General features: G+C 63.1%; 15 protein-coding genes and 1 riboswitch. Of the genes, 6 read left to right on the forward strand and 9 right to left on the reverse strand.

The window, feature by feature from the left end:
• Position 1 precedes the first annotated feature (1 nt).
• The 5 genes from X771_RS150415 to X771_RS150405 all read left to right on the forward strand — a co-directional run bounded on the left by X771_RS150415 (position 2) and on the right by X771_RS150405 (position 3879).
• A complete protein-coding gene (locus X771_RS150415; protein WP_023688293.1) occupies positions 2 to 967 on the forward strand; it encodes a type II secretion system F family protein in 966 nt (321 codons plus the stop codon).
• Between the two features lie 146 nt (positions 968 to 1113).
• A complete protein-coding gene (locus X771_RS1000000169195) occupies positions 1114 to 1407 on the forward strand; it encodes a hypothetical protein (RefSeq protein ID WP_245262619.1) in 294 nt (97 codons plus the stop codon).
• A 52-nt stretch (positions 1408 to 1459) separates the two neighbouring features.
• Complete coding sequence (locus X771_RS1000000169200; protein WP_245262621.1) at positions 1460 to 1951, forward strand: hypothetical protein; 492 nt, start codon at positions 1460 to 1462, stop codon at positions 1949 to 1951.
• Positions 1952 to 2083: 132 nt separating this feature from the next.
• Positions 2084 to 2554 (forward strand): hypothetical protein, encoded by a 471-nt coding sequence (locus tag X771_RS150410; protein ID WP_023688294.1) that lies wholly within the window; start codon positions 2084 to 2086, stop codon positions 2552 to 2554.
• 161 nt (positions 2555 to 2715) lie between these two features.
• Positions 2716 to 3879, forward strand: coding sequence for a GGDEF domain-containing protein (locus tag X771_RS150405; protein WP_023688295.1), 1164 nt, complete (start codon positions 2716 to 2718; stop codon positions 3877 to 3879).
• 12 nt (positions 3880 to 3891) lie between these two features.
• On the opposite strand, the gene gcvP is transcribed toward X771_RS150405, so the two are convergent.
• The 3 genes from gcvP to gcvT are packed head-to-tail and all read right to left on the reverse strand — an operon-like array spanning position 3892 to position 8194.
• A complete protein-coding gene (gene gcvP / locus X771_RS150400) occupies positions 3892 to 6702 on the reverse strand; it encodes an aminomethyl-transferring glycine dehydrogenase (RefSeq protein WP_023688296.1) in 2811 nt (936 codons plus the stop codon).
• 17 nt (positions 6703 to 6719) lie between these two features.
• Positions 6720 to 7088, reverse strand: a complete 369-nt coding sequence (gene gcvH, locus X771_RS150395; RefSeq protein WP_023688297.1) for a glycine cleavage system protein GcvH — start codon at positions 7086 to 7088, stop codon at positions 6720 to 6722.
• Between the two features lie 5 nt (positions 7089 to 7093).
• Positions 7094 to 8194 (reverse strand): glycine cleavage system aminomethyltransferase GcvT, encoded by a 1101-nt coding sequence (gene gcvT / locus X771_RS150390; protein WP_023688298.1) that lies wholly within the window; start codon positions 8192 to 8194, stop codon positions 7094 to 7096.
• Positions 8195 to 8344: 150 nt separating this feature from the next.
• A riboswitch (glycine riboswitch) is annotated at positions 8345 to 8431 on the reverse strand.
• A gap of 199 nt (positions 8432 to 8630) precedes the next feature.
• On the opposite strand from gcvT, the gene X771_RS150385 reads away from it, so the two are divergent.
• Entirely contained in the window at positions 8631 to 9632 is a 1002-nt protein-coding gene (locus tag X771_RS150385; RefSeq protein ID WP_023688299.1) for a hypothetical protein, read from the forward strand.
• 151 nt (positions 9633 to 9783) lie between these two features.
• Here X771_RS150385 and X771_RS150380 read toward each other — a convergent pair whose 3' ends face one another.
• From X771_RS150380 to X771_RS150355, 6 genes are all read right to left on the reverse strand, one after another.
• Positions 9784 to 10575: a molybdopterin-binding protein gene (locus X771_RS150380; protein ID WP_023681588.1), complete on the reverse strand. Its 792-nt coding sequence runs from the start codon at positions 10573 to 10575 to the stop codon at positions 9784 to 9786.
• A gap of 1 nt (position 10576) precedes the next feature.
• Complete coding sequence (locus X771_RS150375) at positions 10577 to 11452, reverse strand: cytochrome b/b6 domain-containing protein (RefSeq protein WP_023688300.1); 876 nt, start codon at positions 11450 to 11452, stop codon at positions 10577 to 10579.
• Between the two features lie 136 nt (positions 11453 to 11588).
• Entirely contained in the window at positions 11589 to 12281 is a 693-nt protein-coding gene (locus tag X771_RS150370; protein WP_023688301.1) for a DUF1345 domain-containing protein, read from the reverse strand.
• A gap of 21 nt (positions 12282 to 12302) precedes the next feature.
• Positions 12303 to 12776, reverse strand: a complete 474-nt coding sequence (locus tag X771_RS150365) for a YaiI/YqxD family protein (RefSeq protein WP_023688302.1) — start codon at positions 12774 to 12776, stop codon at positions 12303 to 12305.
• Between the two features lie 64 nt (positions 12777 to 12840).
• Positions 12841 to 13410, reverse strand: coding sequence for an S-(hydroxymethyl)glutathione synthase (gfa, locus tag X771_RS150360; protein ID WP_023688303.1), 570 nt, complete (start codon positions 13408 to 13410; stop codon positions 12841 to 12843).
• Between the two features lie 122 nt (positions 13411 to 13532).
• Positions 13533 to 14660 (reverse strand): S-(hydroxymethyl)glutathione dehydrogenase/class III alcohol dehydrogenase, encoded by a 1128-nt coding sequence (locus tag X771_RS150355; RefSeq protein WP_023681583.1) that lies wholly within the window; start codon positions 14658 to 14660, stop codon positions 13533 to 13535.
• Between the last annotated feature and the right edge of the window lie 136 nt (positions 14661 to 14796).

Below are 14796 nucleotides of genomic sequence, written 5' to 3' on the forward strand. Positions count from 1 at the left end.
GATGGAGCAGGTGATCCAGTTTCTTGCCTCGCTGGCGCCGACGTCGCTGATGCCGGTAGCCGCGATGCTGCTGGCATTGGGCGGCAGCGCGGTGGCATGGCCGCTGGTGGTGGCCAAAGGCGACCGCAACGATCTCAAGCGCCGGCTCAAGATCGACGACAGCAAGACTCCCCAACAGGCCGAGGTGGCGCCGAAGAAGAACCAGAGCGTCGTGCGCGAGAAGGCGGTGAAGCGGGCGCAGGAATTCTACGCCAAGAGCGATCCGGAAAATGTCGCCCGGCTGCGTATGAAGCTGATCCAGGCGGGCTATATGGAGCCGCGCGCGGTCGGCACATTCTTCCTGATCCGCTTCGCCTGCCTGGTGGGCGCAGCGATCGGCGCGTTCCTGGTCAACCATTGGATGGGCAGCGTCGATTCCACCGCGACCAGCCGCTGGACCTTCATCATCCTGTCGGGAGCCGCCGGCTATTTCGTGCCCGGCCTGGTGCTCAGCCAGAAGGTGCGGGAAAAGATGCGCGAATACCGCAACGGCTTTCCCGACTTCATGGATTTGATGATCGTCTGCTCCGATGCCGGCATGAGCATGGAGGCCGGCATCGAGCGCGTCTCGAAGGAACTGGCCAAGACCTATCCGTCGCTGAGCCAGAACCTGCAGCTGGTGTCGCTGGAACTCAGGGCCGGCCGCAGCCTCGACGATGCATTGAAGGCGCTCGCCGACCGCCTCAGCCTGGACGAGGTGCGCTCCTTCGCCACGCTCTTGCAGCAGTCGAAGGAACTCGGCACCAGCCTCGCCGGGGCGCTGCGCGTGTTCTCCGACGAAATGCGCCACAAGCGCATGTCGCTGGCCGAGGAGAAGGCACATGCCTTGCCGGCCAAGATGTCGGTGCCGGTGGTGGTGTGCATCCTGCCGGTGGTGCTGATGATCGCCGTCATCCCGATCATCGTCAAAATGACGGCGGTTCAGTAGATACCAAGGCAGTAGATACCAAGTGGCCGCCCGGCGGCTTTCTGCGGTTACTCACTTCAACTACGCTTCGCCTGGATGTCATATCCGGCCGGTTTGGCCGCTCTCCTTCGGCAAAATCCGCAAAAAGCAAAATGAGTGAGCCGTCCATGCGAATAGTCTTGTGCACCGCCTTCCTCGGCCTCGCCGCGGCCAGTCTGTCGCCGGCCTCGGCCGCGGCCGACGATTGCGGCGACGCTGCCGCTCTGGTGCAGCAGGCATATCCCAAGGCCCAAAAGAGTGCCGATGGCGCCTCCTTCACGCTCGAACCTCATACCAGCATCGCCCAGACGCTTTGGGATGGCGATGCGCCATTCGGCGTGGTCTGCACGATCTGGCCCGCCCATGACGATCTGTTGTTGGTCGCCGTGCCGCTGATCGACAGCTCCCAATTCCAGCGATGACGGGCATGTCGGCGATGTCGAGCTTCTGGTCGTCGACAGGAAGTCCCGGCAGGTGCGCCAGCGCCTGCGCCAGCCCGGGCTGATGACCGATGATGCCGTCGGCATCCGCGAGATCGACTTCGATACCGGGCGCTACAGATTGGCGCCCGATGTCGGCGCCTTCGGCCTGCGCATCGACATGGCAAACCATTCGCAGCCGAATCCTTTCAGTGAAACCGACCTGCGGCTCTATGCCCTTGACGGCGGTGCTCTGCGCCTGGTGCTCGACGGCATCATCGTGGCCGGCTTTGGCGGCGAAGGCGACACCAATTGCGCAGGATCCTTTCAATCCAGCCGGGTCAGCCTGGCGATGAGCCCGGCGAGACATCACGGCTATCACGACATCACAGTGTTCGAGCGGTTGGACACCGACAATCCGTCTGTCGACAAGAATGGCGAGTGCCAGTCCCATCCCGGCAGGTTCATGAAACGAACCTACCGGCTGCGCTACGACGGCAGGCGCTATCAGTTTCCGGCGGGGCTCAAGGCGCTGGAGCCGGAATAGGCTTCGGTTGGTTAATGGCTTCTGTGCCCGAAACCAAATTTTAGGCGCGTTTCCGCACTGAAGTTTAATCGCCCTATTGTAGTCTGCTTCCGGAAGAACGACCCGGTAAATCGGGCGATTGGGGCCAGGGGCATGCGTCACAGAAGTTTCACGGCAATGGCCGCGCTAGCGGCGGTCTTGATGGTCGGCGGCTGCACGACCGACAACGTCGACAAAACCAAGACCACATCGATCCAACCGGTGGCAAAAGACGTCAGCACCTCCGACCTTGCGCAAGGCAAGGCGCAGTTCCGCGAGGCCAATTACGGCCTTGCCGAACAGCATTTCCGCAAGGCCGTGGAACTGAAGGCCGACAGTGCCGAGGGATGGATGGGGCTTGCCGCCTCCTATGACGAACTCGGCCGCTTCGACTTCGCCGACCGCGCCTACGACCAGCTTTTGAAGGTTGCCGGGCGCAAGCCGCAGATTGTCAACAATATGGGCTATTCGCAGCTGCTGCGCGGCAACAAGAAGAAGGCGAGAGCGCTGCTCATGGAAGCAAGGGCCGGCATGGCCGACCCGAGCGTGGTCAACGCCAATCTGGCGCTGCTCAACAAGGGCTGAGACTAGGTACACTCGCGTGCCGAGCTTCGCGGGACGGCAGTCGACGCTTTGTAAACCCTGTCGGCAGGTTGCTTTGAAAACCGGCCGAAAACGGTATCTCCGGCCGGTTGCATGCCTATGATGCGCCACAAATCGAAGATGCCAAAGGTTGCCGCTCATCCATGCTGGATTTCAGTTCGCTATTGCTGGCGGCTGCGCTGTCGGGCACATGCCTGAGCGTCACCATGTTTGTGATCTGGTTCACGGCGCCGCGTGCACGCTTCGTGCTGACGGTTGCGTGCGGCATTCTCGTCCTTGTCGCCCACGTCATCGTCTTCTGGCGCTACACGAGGGAGCCCAGTCCGTTGCTTTGTCAGGCAGCGTTGGCGCTGCTCAGCCTCGGTTTCCTGGCGCTTTCACTTTCGGCCATGCAATATCTTGGTGTGCGCAATTACAGCCGCGCTGTCCTGCCGGCCATGCTCGCGATCGCTGTCTGCGCCGGCGTGACCTATCTCGGTTTCGATGGTGTCGGCTTCATCCTCACCTATGCGACGGTAACAGTGCTGCTCGCCTCGATCGGGGTGATGTTCTGGATCAAGGGCAGTCAGGATCGCGGCATTCTGCTGGTCGTTTCGGCGCTAAGCGGCGTCTGCGGCGTATCCTTCGGGCTCTGCGGCGCCGTGCTTCTGGTCAAGGGCCAGTGGGTGCTCGGCGTCGCACCCGACAATTGGGCCGAGCGGTTGAATTCGGTCGTGGCAGTCGCCTGCATGACGGCGCTCGGCGCGCTGACGCTCTCGCTGCATCATCTGCAGGCACAGATCGAACTGAAGGCCGAGACCTTGACCGACCCGTTGACCGGTCTCATGAACCGGCGGGCTTTGAACTCGCTTTATGGCGAGCGCGTCTTCGGCCCGTTCATGTCGGTCGCCATGTTCGACCTCGACCACTTCAAGCGGACCAACGACATCTATGGCCATCCCGTCGGCGACCGGGTGCTTTGCCGTTTCGCCGCAGTCATCAAGAAGTATGACAGGGTTGGCGTCGACGCCTTCCGGCTGGGCGGCGAGGAGTTCGCGTTGGTCATGTCTCGGATGACCGAAGACAAGGCCTACGATCTCGCCAGCAGGATCGGCGTCGCCTTCGGCACGGAAGTGGTGCCGACGCCGCGCGGGCCGTTGCGCAGCAGCGTCAGCGGCGGCATTGGCTTTGGCAAGGAAGACGGCAGCAGCCTGGATGAAGTGCTGGCCGAGGCCGACCGGGCGCTCTACGCGGCCAAGAACGACGGGCGAAATCGCGTGCTTGTCCTCAACGGCAAGGCCGATGGGCCGGCCTTGCGTTCAGCCTGACAGGCCAGAGTGTTATTCGGCGGCGCCGAGATATTCCGACAACGGCGGGCAGGAGCAGACGAGGTTGCGGTCGCCGGCGACATTGTCGATGCGCGAGACCGGCGGCCAGTATTTGGCCGCTGTATCGACATCGCCGGCGGGGTAGGCCGCTTCCAGCCGCGAATAGGGGTGAGTCCACTGGCCGGCAAGGGTTTCGGCCGCCGTGTGCGGGGCATTGACCAGCGGGTTGTCCTCGAGCGGCCATTCGCCCTTCGCCACTTTCGCTGCCTCGCCGGCGATGGCAATCATCGCCTCGCAGAACCGGTCGAGTTCGCGCTTGGGCTCGGACTCTGTGGGCTCGACCATCAGCGTGCCGGCGACAGGGAACGACATGGTCGGCGCGTGAAAGCCGTAGTCGATCAGCCGCTTGGCGATATCATCGACGCTGATGCCGGCGCTCTCCTTGAGGACGCGCGTGTCGAGGATGCATTCATGCGCGATGCGATCGTGCCTGCCCTTGTAGAGAAGCGGGAAGTGCGGCGCGAGCCGCGTCGCCACATAGTTGGCCGAGATGATCGCCGTCTCCGTCGCCTGCTTCAGGCCGGCGGCGCCCATCATGCGGATGTACATCCAGGTGATGGGCAGGATGGAAGCGCTGCCGAACGGTGCGGCCGACACGGCATGCGCCGAGCCTTCGGTGACATGACCAGGCAGATAGGGTTTCAGATGCGCCCTGACGCCAATTGGACCGACGCCCGGACCGCCGCCGCCATGCGGGATGCAGAAGGTCTTGTGCAGGTTCATGTGGCAGACATCGGCGCCGATATCGGCGGGCCGCGCCAAAGCAACCAGGGCGTTAAGGTTGGCGCCGTCGAAATAGACCTGGCCGCCATGCTCGTGAATGAGAGCGCACAGGTGGCGCGCGCCTTCTTCGTAGACGCCGTGCGTCGAGGGATAGGTGAACATCAGGGCTGCGAGATTCTTCGAATGCTCGTTGGCCTTGGCCCGCATATCGTCCATGTCGATATTGCCGTCCTCCAGGCAACGCACGACGACGACGCTCATGCCGGCCATCGCCGCACTCGCGGGATTGGTGCCATGCGCGGACTGGGGGATCAGGCAGATGGTGCGATGGCCTTCGCCACGCGAACGGTGATAGGCGCGGATGGCGAGCAGGCCGGCATATTCGCCCTGGCTGCCGGCATTGGGCTGCAGGCTGACGGCGTCGAAGCCGGTGATCTCCGCCAGCCAGCCTTCCAGCTCGCCGACCATGGCGCGATAGCCGGCCGAATGGCTGGCCGGCGCGAAGGGATGGAGGTTGGCGACAACAGGCCAGCTGACCGGCATCATTTCGGCCGCCGCGTTGAGCTTCATGGTGCAGGAGCCCAACGGGATCATGGTGCGGTCGAGCGCCAAATCCTTGTCGGCTAGCCTGCGCAGCAGGCGCATCATGTCGGTCTCGGAGTGGTTTTCGCGGAAAACCGGCTGGGTCAGAAACTCCTTGCCGCGCGGCTTGCCGGGCATCGCGCCGGCCTCAGTAGCGCCGGACTTGGCGCCGAACAGGGCGGCGATAGCCTCGACGTCCGCCTCGGTCGAGGTTTCGTCGAAGGCGATGCTGATGCGGTCGGCATCGATGACGCGCAGCAGCCGGCCACCTTTTTCAGCGGCAGCGGCGATCGAAGCTGCCTTGCCCTTCACTTCGGCCGTCACCGTGTCGAAACGGCTTGAGCCGAGCACGGAAACACCAGCGGTTTTCAGGCCTGCTGCGAGGCCGTTGGCGAGCTCATGAATTCGGGCTGCGATCGCCTGCAAACCAGTAGGCCCGTGCCAGATCGCGTATGCGGTCGCCATGTTGGCAAGCAGCGCCTGCGCGGTGCAGATGTTGGAGGTCGCCTTGTCGCGGCGGATATGCTGTTCGCGCGTCTGCAGGGCGAGGCGATAGCCGGGACGGCCCTTGCTGTCGATCGACTGGCCGACGAGGCGGCCGGGCATCAGCCGGGTCAGCTTGTCGGAGACGGCGCAATAGGCGGCGTGCGGGCCGCCAAAGCCCATCGGCACGCCAAAGCGCTGCATCGGGCCGACGGCGATGTCGGCGCCAAGCCTGGCCGGCGCTTCGGTCAGCGTGAGCGCAAGCGGATCGGCGATGAAGACGACCACGGCGCCGGTGGCGCGAGCCTTCTCGATCGCCGCCTTGTGGTCGCCATAGACGCCAAACGTGTCCGGCCAGGAGACCAGCAGGGCGGCGGTGTTGTCGTCGATGGTCTCGCCATCGATCTCGATGCCGAGCGGCTCGGCCCGGGTGCGCACGACGTCCAGCGTCTGCGGATGCGGCGTGCCGGCCAGCGCCACCTTGGTGCGCTTGTCGCGGTGATGGCGCAGCGCGATGCCGACCGCTTCGGCCACCGCCGTCGCTTCGTCGAGCAGGGAGGCCGAAGCCACCGGCAGGCCGGTCAATTCGGTGACCAAGGTCTGGAAGTTGAACAGCATTTCCAGGCGGCCCTGGCTGATCTCGGCCTGGTAGGGCGTATAGGCGGTGTACCAGGCCGGGTTCTCGAACAGGTTGCGCTGAATGACCGGCGGCACATGGACGCCGTGATAGCCGGCGCCGATGAAGCTCTTCAGCACCCTGTTTCTTGCCATGGTCGCAGCCAATTCGGCCAGCGCTTCGGCTTCGCTGGCCGGCGCGGGAAGGGCCAGCGGCAGATCGAGGCGGATCGACTGCGGCACAGCCTGGCTGATCAGCGTCTCGACGGAGGGAACGCCGATCACGGCAAGCATGGCTCTGACGTCGTTTACATCAGGACCGATGTGGCGGGCCGAGAAGGGGGTAAGTGCTGCGCTCATGGCAATAGGTCCTGATGTCAACCGATATGGGCTTTGTAGGCGGCCTCATCCATGAGGCCTGCGAGTTGGCCTTCGTCGGCGAGCTTCATCTTCCACAGCCAGCCGTCGCCGGTCGCAGCGGAGTTGACCAGCGACGGGTCCGAGGACAGCGCGCCGTTGGCGTCGGTGATCTCGCCATCAACCGGCGCATAAACATCGGATGCCGCCTTGACGGATTCGACGACCACGGCGGTGTCGCCCTTACTGAGTTTGGTGCCGATTTGAGGCAGTTCGACGAAGACGAGATCGCCAAGCTGTTCCTGCGCATAGTCGGTTATCCCTACGGTGGCGATGCCTCCCTCGACGCTCAGCCATTCGTGATCTTGTGTGAAATAGGTTTTTGCCATCGGAATTATCCTTTGCGGTAGCGATGAGGAGTGAAGGGCAAGGAACTGATATCGACCGGGATTTTCGTCCCGCGAACGTCGGCGAACAGTTTCGTGCCCGGCTTGGCCAAGGCCGTTGACACATAGCCCATGGCGACGGGATGGCCGGCCGACGGGCCGAAGCCGCCTGATGTCACGTAGCCGGTCGGATCGCCGTCGGCATCGAACAAAGCAGCGCCGGCGCGCACCGGCTGGCGGCCGTCCGGCTTCAGGCCGACGCGCTTTTGCGACGGCCCGCGCTCCAGGATGGACCGCAGCGCATCGGCGCCGATGAAGGACCCGCCGGCGCGGAGATCTTTGGGGATCGCCCACATCAGGCCGGCACTCGCCGGATCGATCTCCGGCGTGATGTCCTGGCCGTGCAGGCACAGGCCGGCCTCCAACCGCAGCGAGTCGCGGGCAGCAAGGCCGATCCACAACACACGCTCGTCCTCGAGCAGTTTCGTGACCAGAGCGCGCGCATCCGCCTCCGGCAGGCCGATCTCGAAGCCGTCCTCGCCGGTGTAGCCGGAGCGGCTCATGAACCAGTTTTGCTTCGGCTCGATGCCATGCATGAACAAGAGTGAGCCGGTCTCGATGCCGGCGCGGGACAAGGCAGCCCAGGCTTCCGGCCCCTGGATCGCCAGGAAGACGCGGTCGAGCGCATCGACTTTGACGTCGAAGTCCGCGGCCAGCGCACGCAAATGCTTCTCGTCCTCGACCGCATTTCCGGCGTTGGCGACCACCATGAAGCGCTCGGCGCCGAGCCGGGTGACGATCAGATCGTCGATGATCCCGGCGGCCTCGTTGAGGAAGAAACTATATTTGGACTGTGAAATCTCAAGCGCGCCGGCATCGAGCGGACTGGCGCGGTTGAGCAGTGCCGCAGCGCCCGGTCCGCTGACAGCGAACAGCTTCATATGCGAAATGTCGAACAGGCCGGCATGTTCGCGGGTGTGAAGGTGCTCCTTCATCACGCCGGCCGGATAGGTCAGCGGCATCGACCAGCCCGCAAAGGCGCCAAAGCGTGCGCCGGCGGCGGTGTGCAGATCTTCGAGAGGAAGGTGTTTGGTGTCGTCGCCCGTCATGTCATCTCCAGAGTCGCACGCAATCGGCCGCTGCTGGCGACCAGTCCGTGCCCCTCTGTCTGAAGCCTGAGAGACTCGCGCAACCGGAACTCTGTCGGCGACGCTTACACCTTCGGCGCGGGGGGCAAGCCCCGACTTTCCAGAGTGTCTTTCCCGTCTACGGTTCTTTTGCCTGAGAGATTTCGGGCGATTTCCCCTTCGGCGGCAGCTCGCGCTGCTCTCTCCCGCAAACAGGTAGGACTCAAAACTTAAGCCCTCGACGCGCCATCCATAGCTTGTCGGCGACACCTTGTCACCTGCCAGCGACACGTAAAGCGCGTCGTCTTTACAGTCTTCGCTAACCACGCCGTTTGCCGGTTTTTCAAGACAATGGCGATATTCTGGGCTGACGGTTTGGCCGGCAATTGCGTTGGGCACGGCGGATGGGGATTGACAGATGGGCGAACGGATCGGGAGCGCGCCGGTGGCGGGGCTGGCCTCGAAGGACCGCATCACGGCGGAAGATGTCGTCATGCTGCGTCGCGAAGTGTTCGCTGACGGCGTGGTGACGCGCGGCGAGGCTGAAGCACTGTTCGCGCTCGATGCGACAGCGACGGACAAATGCCCGCAATGGCCTGAATTCTTCGTCGAGGCCGTTACCGACTACATCGTCCACCAGGAAAAGCCGGCAGGCTATATCTCCGAAGACAATGCCGGTTGGCTGATCCAGACCATCTCGCGCGACGGAATGGTCGACAGTGTGACCGAACTGGAGCTGCTGGTGCATGTGCTGGAAAGGGCGAAATCATCGCCCGGCCGGCTCTCCGCCTATGCGCTCGAGCAGGTCGCCAACGCGGTGGTCGACGGCAAGGGACCACTGATGCTCGGCGGCGCGCTGGTTCCCGGGCTGGTCGCCAAGGCAGAGGTCGATCTGTTGCGCCGCATTCTCCATGCCTATGGCGGCGACGGTAACATCGCCATCACACGGGTTGAGGCCGAGGTGCTGTTCCAGATCAACGAGCAGACCGCAGCGACCCACAACGACCCGTCCTGGAACGACCTGTTCGTCAAGGCGCTCGCCAATTTCGTCATGTGTTCGGCCGGCTACGAAGCGCCGACGCGCGATGTGGCGCTGCGTCGTGACAGTTTCTTGGACCAGGTCGAGCCCGAAATTGGTGGCTTCTTCAGCCGCATGGTGTCGGGCGGACTGGCCGGCATCATGGAAGCCTATCGTTCGCCCGGCGATATCGAGGCCGAATGGGAGTCGAAGAACCGTGCCGCCGAGGCACTCGCGCGCCGCGCCGAGACGATCGACGCCAGCGAGCCGAAATGGCTGGCCGATCGCATCGGCACCGACCGCCCGCTGCGTGACAATGAACGCGCGCTGCTGACGCTGATCAAACTCGCCTCGCCGGAGATACATCCGGCGCTCAAGCCACTGCTCGACAAGGTTGCTTAAGCCGCGCCGTTTTCTGCGACCGTTTTGCAGAGGACGATATTGGAGTGTCTTCAGGCCAATCGCCAAGTTCGGCCACGCGCTCGAAACCGGCTTCCTCAGGCAAGCTCGGTTCGGTCGGAGTCAGATCGTGCTCGGTCAGAATGCGAGGCCATCAAATCCCGCCATACCAGTCATAGCCATTGTCTTCCCAATAGCCGCCGCGGCCGCCGCCGATATTGGCAAAACTGTCGACGAGCTCGATCTTGTAGAGATACTTCGGCATCTTGTAGCCGAGCTGTCGTTCGACGCGCACGCGCAGCGGCGCGCCGTTTTCGACCGGCAGCGGCTTGCCGTTGAGGCCGTAGGCGAGGATCGTCTGCGGGTGGCGGGCATCGATCAGGTCGATGGTGCCGTAATATTTGATTTCCCCGGAGAGGCTGCGATCGATCGTATCGAGGCAGTGGAACATGACATAGCGGGCCTGCGGCTTGACCACAGCCTGGTCGAGCACCAGCGACAGCGGGGTGCCGGTCCATTTGGCGATGCAGCTCCAGCCTTCGACACAGTCGTGGCGGGTGATCTGCGTGCGGCTCGGCATGTTCTCCAACTGCTCGCGGCTGAGCGACAGCGGCTTTTCGACCAGGCCCGTTACCTCCAGCCGCCAGTCGGCGAAATTGTTGGCGAGCAGGCCCTTGTAGGTGTCATCGTCGGGCGCGGTGACGCCGTTCGGCCGCTGCGGCTGGCGGATGTCGGCCTCGGTGAATTCCGGCGCCAGAGCATCGCGGCCGGCAAGCCAGCGTTGCGCGCGGTAGGTCAGGCCATTGGCGTTTTCGAGGAAACTGCGCAGGCCGTCGCCCATGCCGAGCTGGCTGTCGAAGGCATCGCAGCCCGACAACATGATGCCGGAAACGCCGAGGCCGGCGCCCGTCAGGAACTTTCGGCGGCTGATCTGGAATTTGGCCATCTCACGCACTCCTCTCGGTGTCGCCATGCCTTGGCGGATCGGTGCGGTACCAGCCGGTGATGATCGAGCGCAGTTCGTTGATCGGGCCGGCGGCGAGGATCATCATCATATGGACGATGAAAAAGCCGACCAGCAGCACCATCACCGTGAAATGGATGGTGCGCGCCGTCTGCCTTCCGCCGAGCAGTTCGTTGAGCCAGGGCAGCACCGAGTTCATGCTCGGCGACATGGCAAGGCCGGTGATGATCATGAGTGGCAACAGCACGAACAGTACGCCGCCATAGGCCATTTTCTGCAGCGTGTTGTATTCGCGTGTGTGGTGGAACCTGAGCTTGGCGTGCTCGATGATGTCCTGCGGCAGCCGCTTGAGATCGTCAAGGCGCGGCGCCAGATCGCGGCGCAGATGGCCGTTGACCAGGCTGGCGACCAGCCAGACGACCAAGGTGGTTGTCAGTATCCAGGCGAAGAAGAAATGCATAACGCGGGCGGTGCCGAGATCGTAATAGGACGGGATTGTCGCCCAGGACGGGAAGGCACGCGACGTTTGCTGCCGGGCCGGGCCCGACCAGCCGAGCACGCCTGTGGTGTCGAAGCGATGGCCGAAGATTTCGGTATAGCCGCGCGGGCCGGTGGCGGTGTTTTCGGCGCCGATGGCAAAGACGGTGTTGTTGTACTCGAAGCCGGATTGCTTGCCGATGTAGAGCTGCGGCCGGGCATTGAAGATCTGCAGGCCGGACAAAAGCAAGAAGAACAGCGAGATCGCCCACAGCCAGTGCGTCAGGCGGGTCCAGCGCGATTGCCGGTAGATCAGCGTCGCATCCTTCGTTGAGGCGGCATCGACGCCTGCGCCGGGCTGACTCATGGTAATGGTTTCCATCTTTTCCTCGCCTCCGGCTGCGCGATCCTGGGATGGCCGCGCTCGTCCTTGTCCTCCCAATACGTCGCTATCGAAAGCGATGTTTCATGCGGTCACGTTTTTATTACGGGCACGGGTTTATCGCGGGCACGGATACTCAATTGCCGAGGCTCACCGCGAGATTGACGACGGCGGCGACGATGACGGCGTTGAAGAAGAACGACAGGATCGAATGGACAAGCACCACGCGGCGCATATGCGAGGTCGTGATCGCGGTGTCGGCGGTCTGCGCGGTCATGCCGATCACCGTCGCGAAATAGAGAAAGTCCCAACCGTCCGGCCGTTTGCTGCCGGGAAAATCGAGGCCGCCGACCGGTATCTTCTTCTTGGTTTCGGCATCGATCGCGTCGCCGTCCATCCAGTAGACATGCGCATAGTGGAGGGCGGCCATGGCATGGATGGTGAACCAGCCAAGCGGGATCGACAGCATGGCGAAGCCGAGTTCGATGGGGTCGCGATCCTTGTGATTGATCAAAAGGAACAGCAGGACAATGGCCATGGCGACGATGCCGAGCGTGATGGCAAAGATGCCCAGCACTGGGAGGTCCAGTTCGCGCGCGTTCTTGCTGAGATAGCGGCCGGACAGCAGCGGCATCTTGGCGATGACGAGCGCGATGAAGACGACGAAGAAGGAATCGGCGGCAATCGAGATCGAATAAGCAAGCCGCGTGGAGACGGGGAGCGATCCAATCAAAGGCAATACCGCGGCAAATACGACCAGACCGACGGCTAGCGACACAAAGAACTGCTTGTGCCGCTGCAAGGGGTTATTCGGCGATGTGTCGGCCATAGCCCGACCTCGGATGATGCTTCACGTCTGGTCGGGTGTGACGGATTTCAGAGCCCGCCGCAAGATACGGTCGAGCTCACCCAGGAAACGCGAGCGATCCTGTGGCGCAAAGCTGGCATTGTAGCCCTTGCTCTCGCCGGTTTCGCGCAGATGCTGCTTCAAATCGCGCATTGCAACCGCCATGCCGATGGTCTCCGGCGTGAACGGCCGGCCGGTTGGCCCAAGCACATGCGCGCCGAGCGCCACGGTGCGAGCGGCAAGCGGGATGTCGGCGGTGATCACGATGTCGTTGGGTTTTGCGTTCTCGACGATCCAATCGTCAGCGGCATCGTCGCTTTTAGAGACGACGACGTTGCGAATCATCGGATCGCGCGACGGACGCAGCCCGCCATTGGAGACGTAGGTGACGACCACGCCATGGCGCTCGGCGACCTTCTCGACCTCGGCTTTCACCGGGCAGGCATCGGCGTCGACGTAGATGGCGGGTGCCGGCATTATCTCTCCAAAACGGACATGGGGCCGGCATGTTACCCGGCCCCATGCCAGAAATCTCGTACTGTCAGGCCGGCCGCGCGCCCGACTTCTTCGCCGTCCAGGTGGCAATGTAATCCATCAGGCCGGGGTTGAGACAGTCATAGGGCTCGAGGCCCATCGACTTCAACTGGCCGCGGATGCCGTCCATGCGCTTGGGGTCGACACCGGATTCGATGATCGACGAAACGAAAGCGGTGAAGCCCGGCGGTGACCAGCCGTCTTCCTGGAAGCGCTCGGGATGGATGAAGGACAGACCCTTGAACGGATGGTCGCGCTCGACCGGTCCGTGCATGTGGACGCCGCAACCGGTGCAGGCATGGCGCTGGATCAGCGCCGAGGGGTCGACCACCTTCAGCTTGTCGGCATTCTCGGTCACGGTGACATCGCCGGTGCCGGCGACCGCCACGACCGAGAACACCGCGCCGTCTGGCTTCCAGCATTTGGTGCAGCCACAGGCATGGTTGTGGGCGATCTGGCCCTTGACCTTCACCTTCACCGGCTTGCTGGTGCAGGCACAGACCAGCGTGCCGCCGGCAAAGCTTGCGCTTTCCTTCGGCAGGCCATTGTCGATTTTCGGATGCAGTTTCTCAGGCATTATCTTCCTCCCTTGTTGAACCTGTGCAACTTCAGTCGCTGGCCCTTCGGTCGGCGGCTTGTTCTTCCTCCGTTTGGTGTGCGATCGGACGCAAAACCGGGCGCCACTTTTGCTGATCGCACTTAGTAAACGACGACGCTCCTGATCGACTTGCCCTCATGCATAAGGTCGAAGCCCTTGTTGATGTCTTCCAGCTTCAGCAAATGGGTGATCATCGGGTCGATCTGGATCTTGCCGTCCATGTACCAGTCGACGATTTTTGGCACGTCGGTGCGGCCGCGTGCGCCGCCGAAGGCGGTGCCCATCCAGGTGCGGCCGGTGACCAGCTGGAACGGCCGGGTCGAAATCTCCTGGCCGGCGCCGGCCACGCCGATGACGACCGACTTGCCCCAGCCGCGATGCGAGGCTTCCAGCGCCTGGCGCATCACCTTGGTGTTGCCGGTGCAGTCGAATGTGTAGTCGGCGCCGCCGATCTGGTCGGCGCCGCGCTTGGTCAAGTTGACGAGGTGAGGAACGATGTCGCCGTCGATCTCCTTCGGATTGACGAAATGCGTCATGCCGAAGCGCTCGCCCCATGCCTTCTTGTCGTTGTTGAGGTCGACACCGATGATCATGTCAGCGCCGGCGAGCTTCAGGCCCTGGATGACGTTGAGGCCGATGCCACCGAGACCAAAGACGACAGCAGTCGCGCCTTGCTCGACCTTCGCGGTGTTGATGACCGCGCCGATGCCGGTGGTGACGCCGCAACCAATGTAGCAGATTTTGTCGAAGGGCGCGTCCGGGTTGACCTTGGCGACGGCGATCTCGGGCAAAACGGTGAAATTGGAGAAGGTCGAGCAGCCCATATAGTGGAAGATCTTGTCCTTGCCGATCGAGAAGCGCGAGGAGCCATCGGGCATCAAGCCTTGGCCCTGCGTGGCGCGGATGGCGGTGCACAAATTGGTCTTGCGCGACAGGCAGGATGGGCACTGCCGGCATTCCGGCGTGTAGAGCGGGATGACGTGGTCGCCCTTCTTGACCGAGGTGACGCCCTTGCCGACATCGACGACAACGCCAGCGCCTTCATGGCCGAGGATTGCCGGAAACAGGCCTTCGGGATCGGCGCCCGACAGGGTGAACTCGTCGGTGTGGCAGATGCCGGTCGCCTTGATCTCGACCAGCACCTCGCCTTCGCGCGGTCCGTCGAGGTCGACCTCCATGATTTCCAACGGCTTTCCGGCGGCGACAGCGACAGCGGCGCGGGTTTTCATTAGGCAATTCCTCCCAAGGCGATTGGTCTTCAGGCTTTCAGGGTTTTTATACTGTTTCAACCCGATTTGGCGACCAAATATGGCGCAAATCTTGGCCCAGTCGTCGGCGAGCCCAACCTTCGCCCCTCGGCACGGC

The sequence above is a fragment of the Mesorhizobium sp. LSJC269B00 genome (assembly GCF_000502815.1).
Classification (GTDB): domain Bacteria; phylum Pseudomonadota; class Alphaproteobacteria; order Rhizobiales; family Rhizobiaceae; genus Mesorhizobium.

Excerpts from the sequence above, each read along its gene's own strand:
- X771_RS150415 (WP_023688293.1), top strand. The coding sequence starts at position 2 with ATGGAGCAGGTGATCCAGTTTCTTGCCTCGCTGGCGCCGACGTCGCTG.
- X771_RS1000000169195 (WP_245262619.1), top strand. The coding sequence starts at position 1,114 with ATGCGAATAGTCTTGTGCACCGCCTTCCTCGGCCTCGCCGCGGCCAGT.
- X771_RS150410 (WP_023688294.1), top strand. The coding sequence starts at position 2,084 with ATGCGTCACAGAAGTTTCACGGCAATGGCCGCGCTAGCGGCGGTCTTG.
- X771_RS150405 (WP_023688295.1), top strand. The coding sequence starts at position 2,716 with ATGCTGGATTTCAGTTCGCTATTGCTGGCGGCTGCGCTGTCGGGCACA.
- gcvP (WP_023688296.1), bottom strand. The coding sequence starts at position 6,702 with ATGAGCGCAGCACTTACCCCCTTCTCGGCCCGCCACATCGGTCCTGAT.
- gcvH (WP_023688297.1), bottom strand. The coding sequence starts at position 7,088 with ATGGCAAAAACCTATTTCACACAAGATCACGAATGGCTGAGCGTCGAG.
- gcvT (WP_023688298.1), bottom strand. The coding sequence starts at position 8,194 with ATGACGGGCGACGACACCAAACACCTTCCTCTCGAAGATCTGCACACC.
- X771_RS150385 (WP_023688299.1), top strand. The coding sequence starts at position 8,631 with ATGGGCGAACGGATCGGGAGCGCGCCGGTGGCGGGGCTGGCCTCGAAG.
- X771_RS150380 (WP_023681588.1), bottom strand. The coding sequence starts at position 10,575 with ATGGCCAAATTCCAGATCAGCCGCCGAAAGTTCCTGACGGGCGCCGGC.
- X771_RS150375 (WP_023688300.1), bottom strand. The coding sequence starts at position 11,452 with ATGGAAACCATTACCATGAGTCAGCCCGGCGCAGGCGTCGATGCCGCC.
- X771_RS150370 (WP_023688301.1), bottom strand. The coding sequence starts at position 12,281 with ATGGCCGACACATCGCCGAATAACCCCTTGCAGCGGCACAAGCAGTTC.
- X771_RS150365 (WP_023688302.1), bottom strand. The coding sequence starts at position 12,776 with ATGCCGGCACCCGCCATCTACGTCGACGCCGATGCCTGCCCGGTGAAA.
- gfa (WP_023688303.1), bottom strand. The coding sequence starts at position 13,410 with ATGCCTGAGAAACTGCATCCGAAAATCGACAATGGCCTGCCGAAGGAA.
- X771_RS150355 (WP_023681583.1), bottom strand. The coding sequence starts at position 14,660 with ATGAAAACCCGCGCCGCTGTCGCTGTCGCCGCCGGAAAGCCGTTGGAA.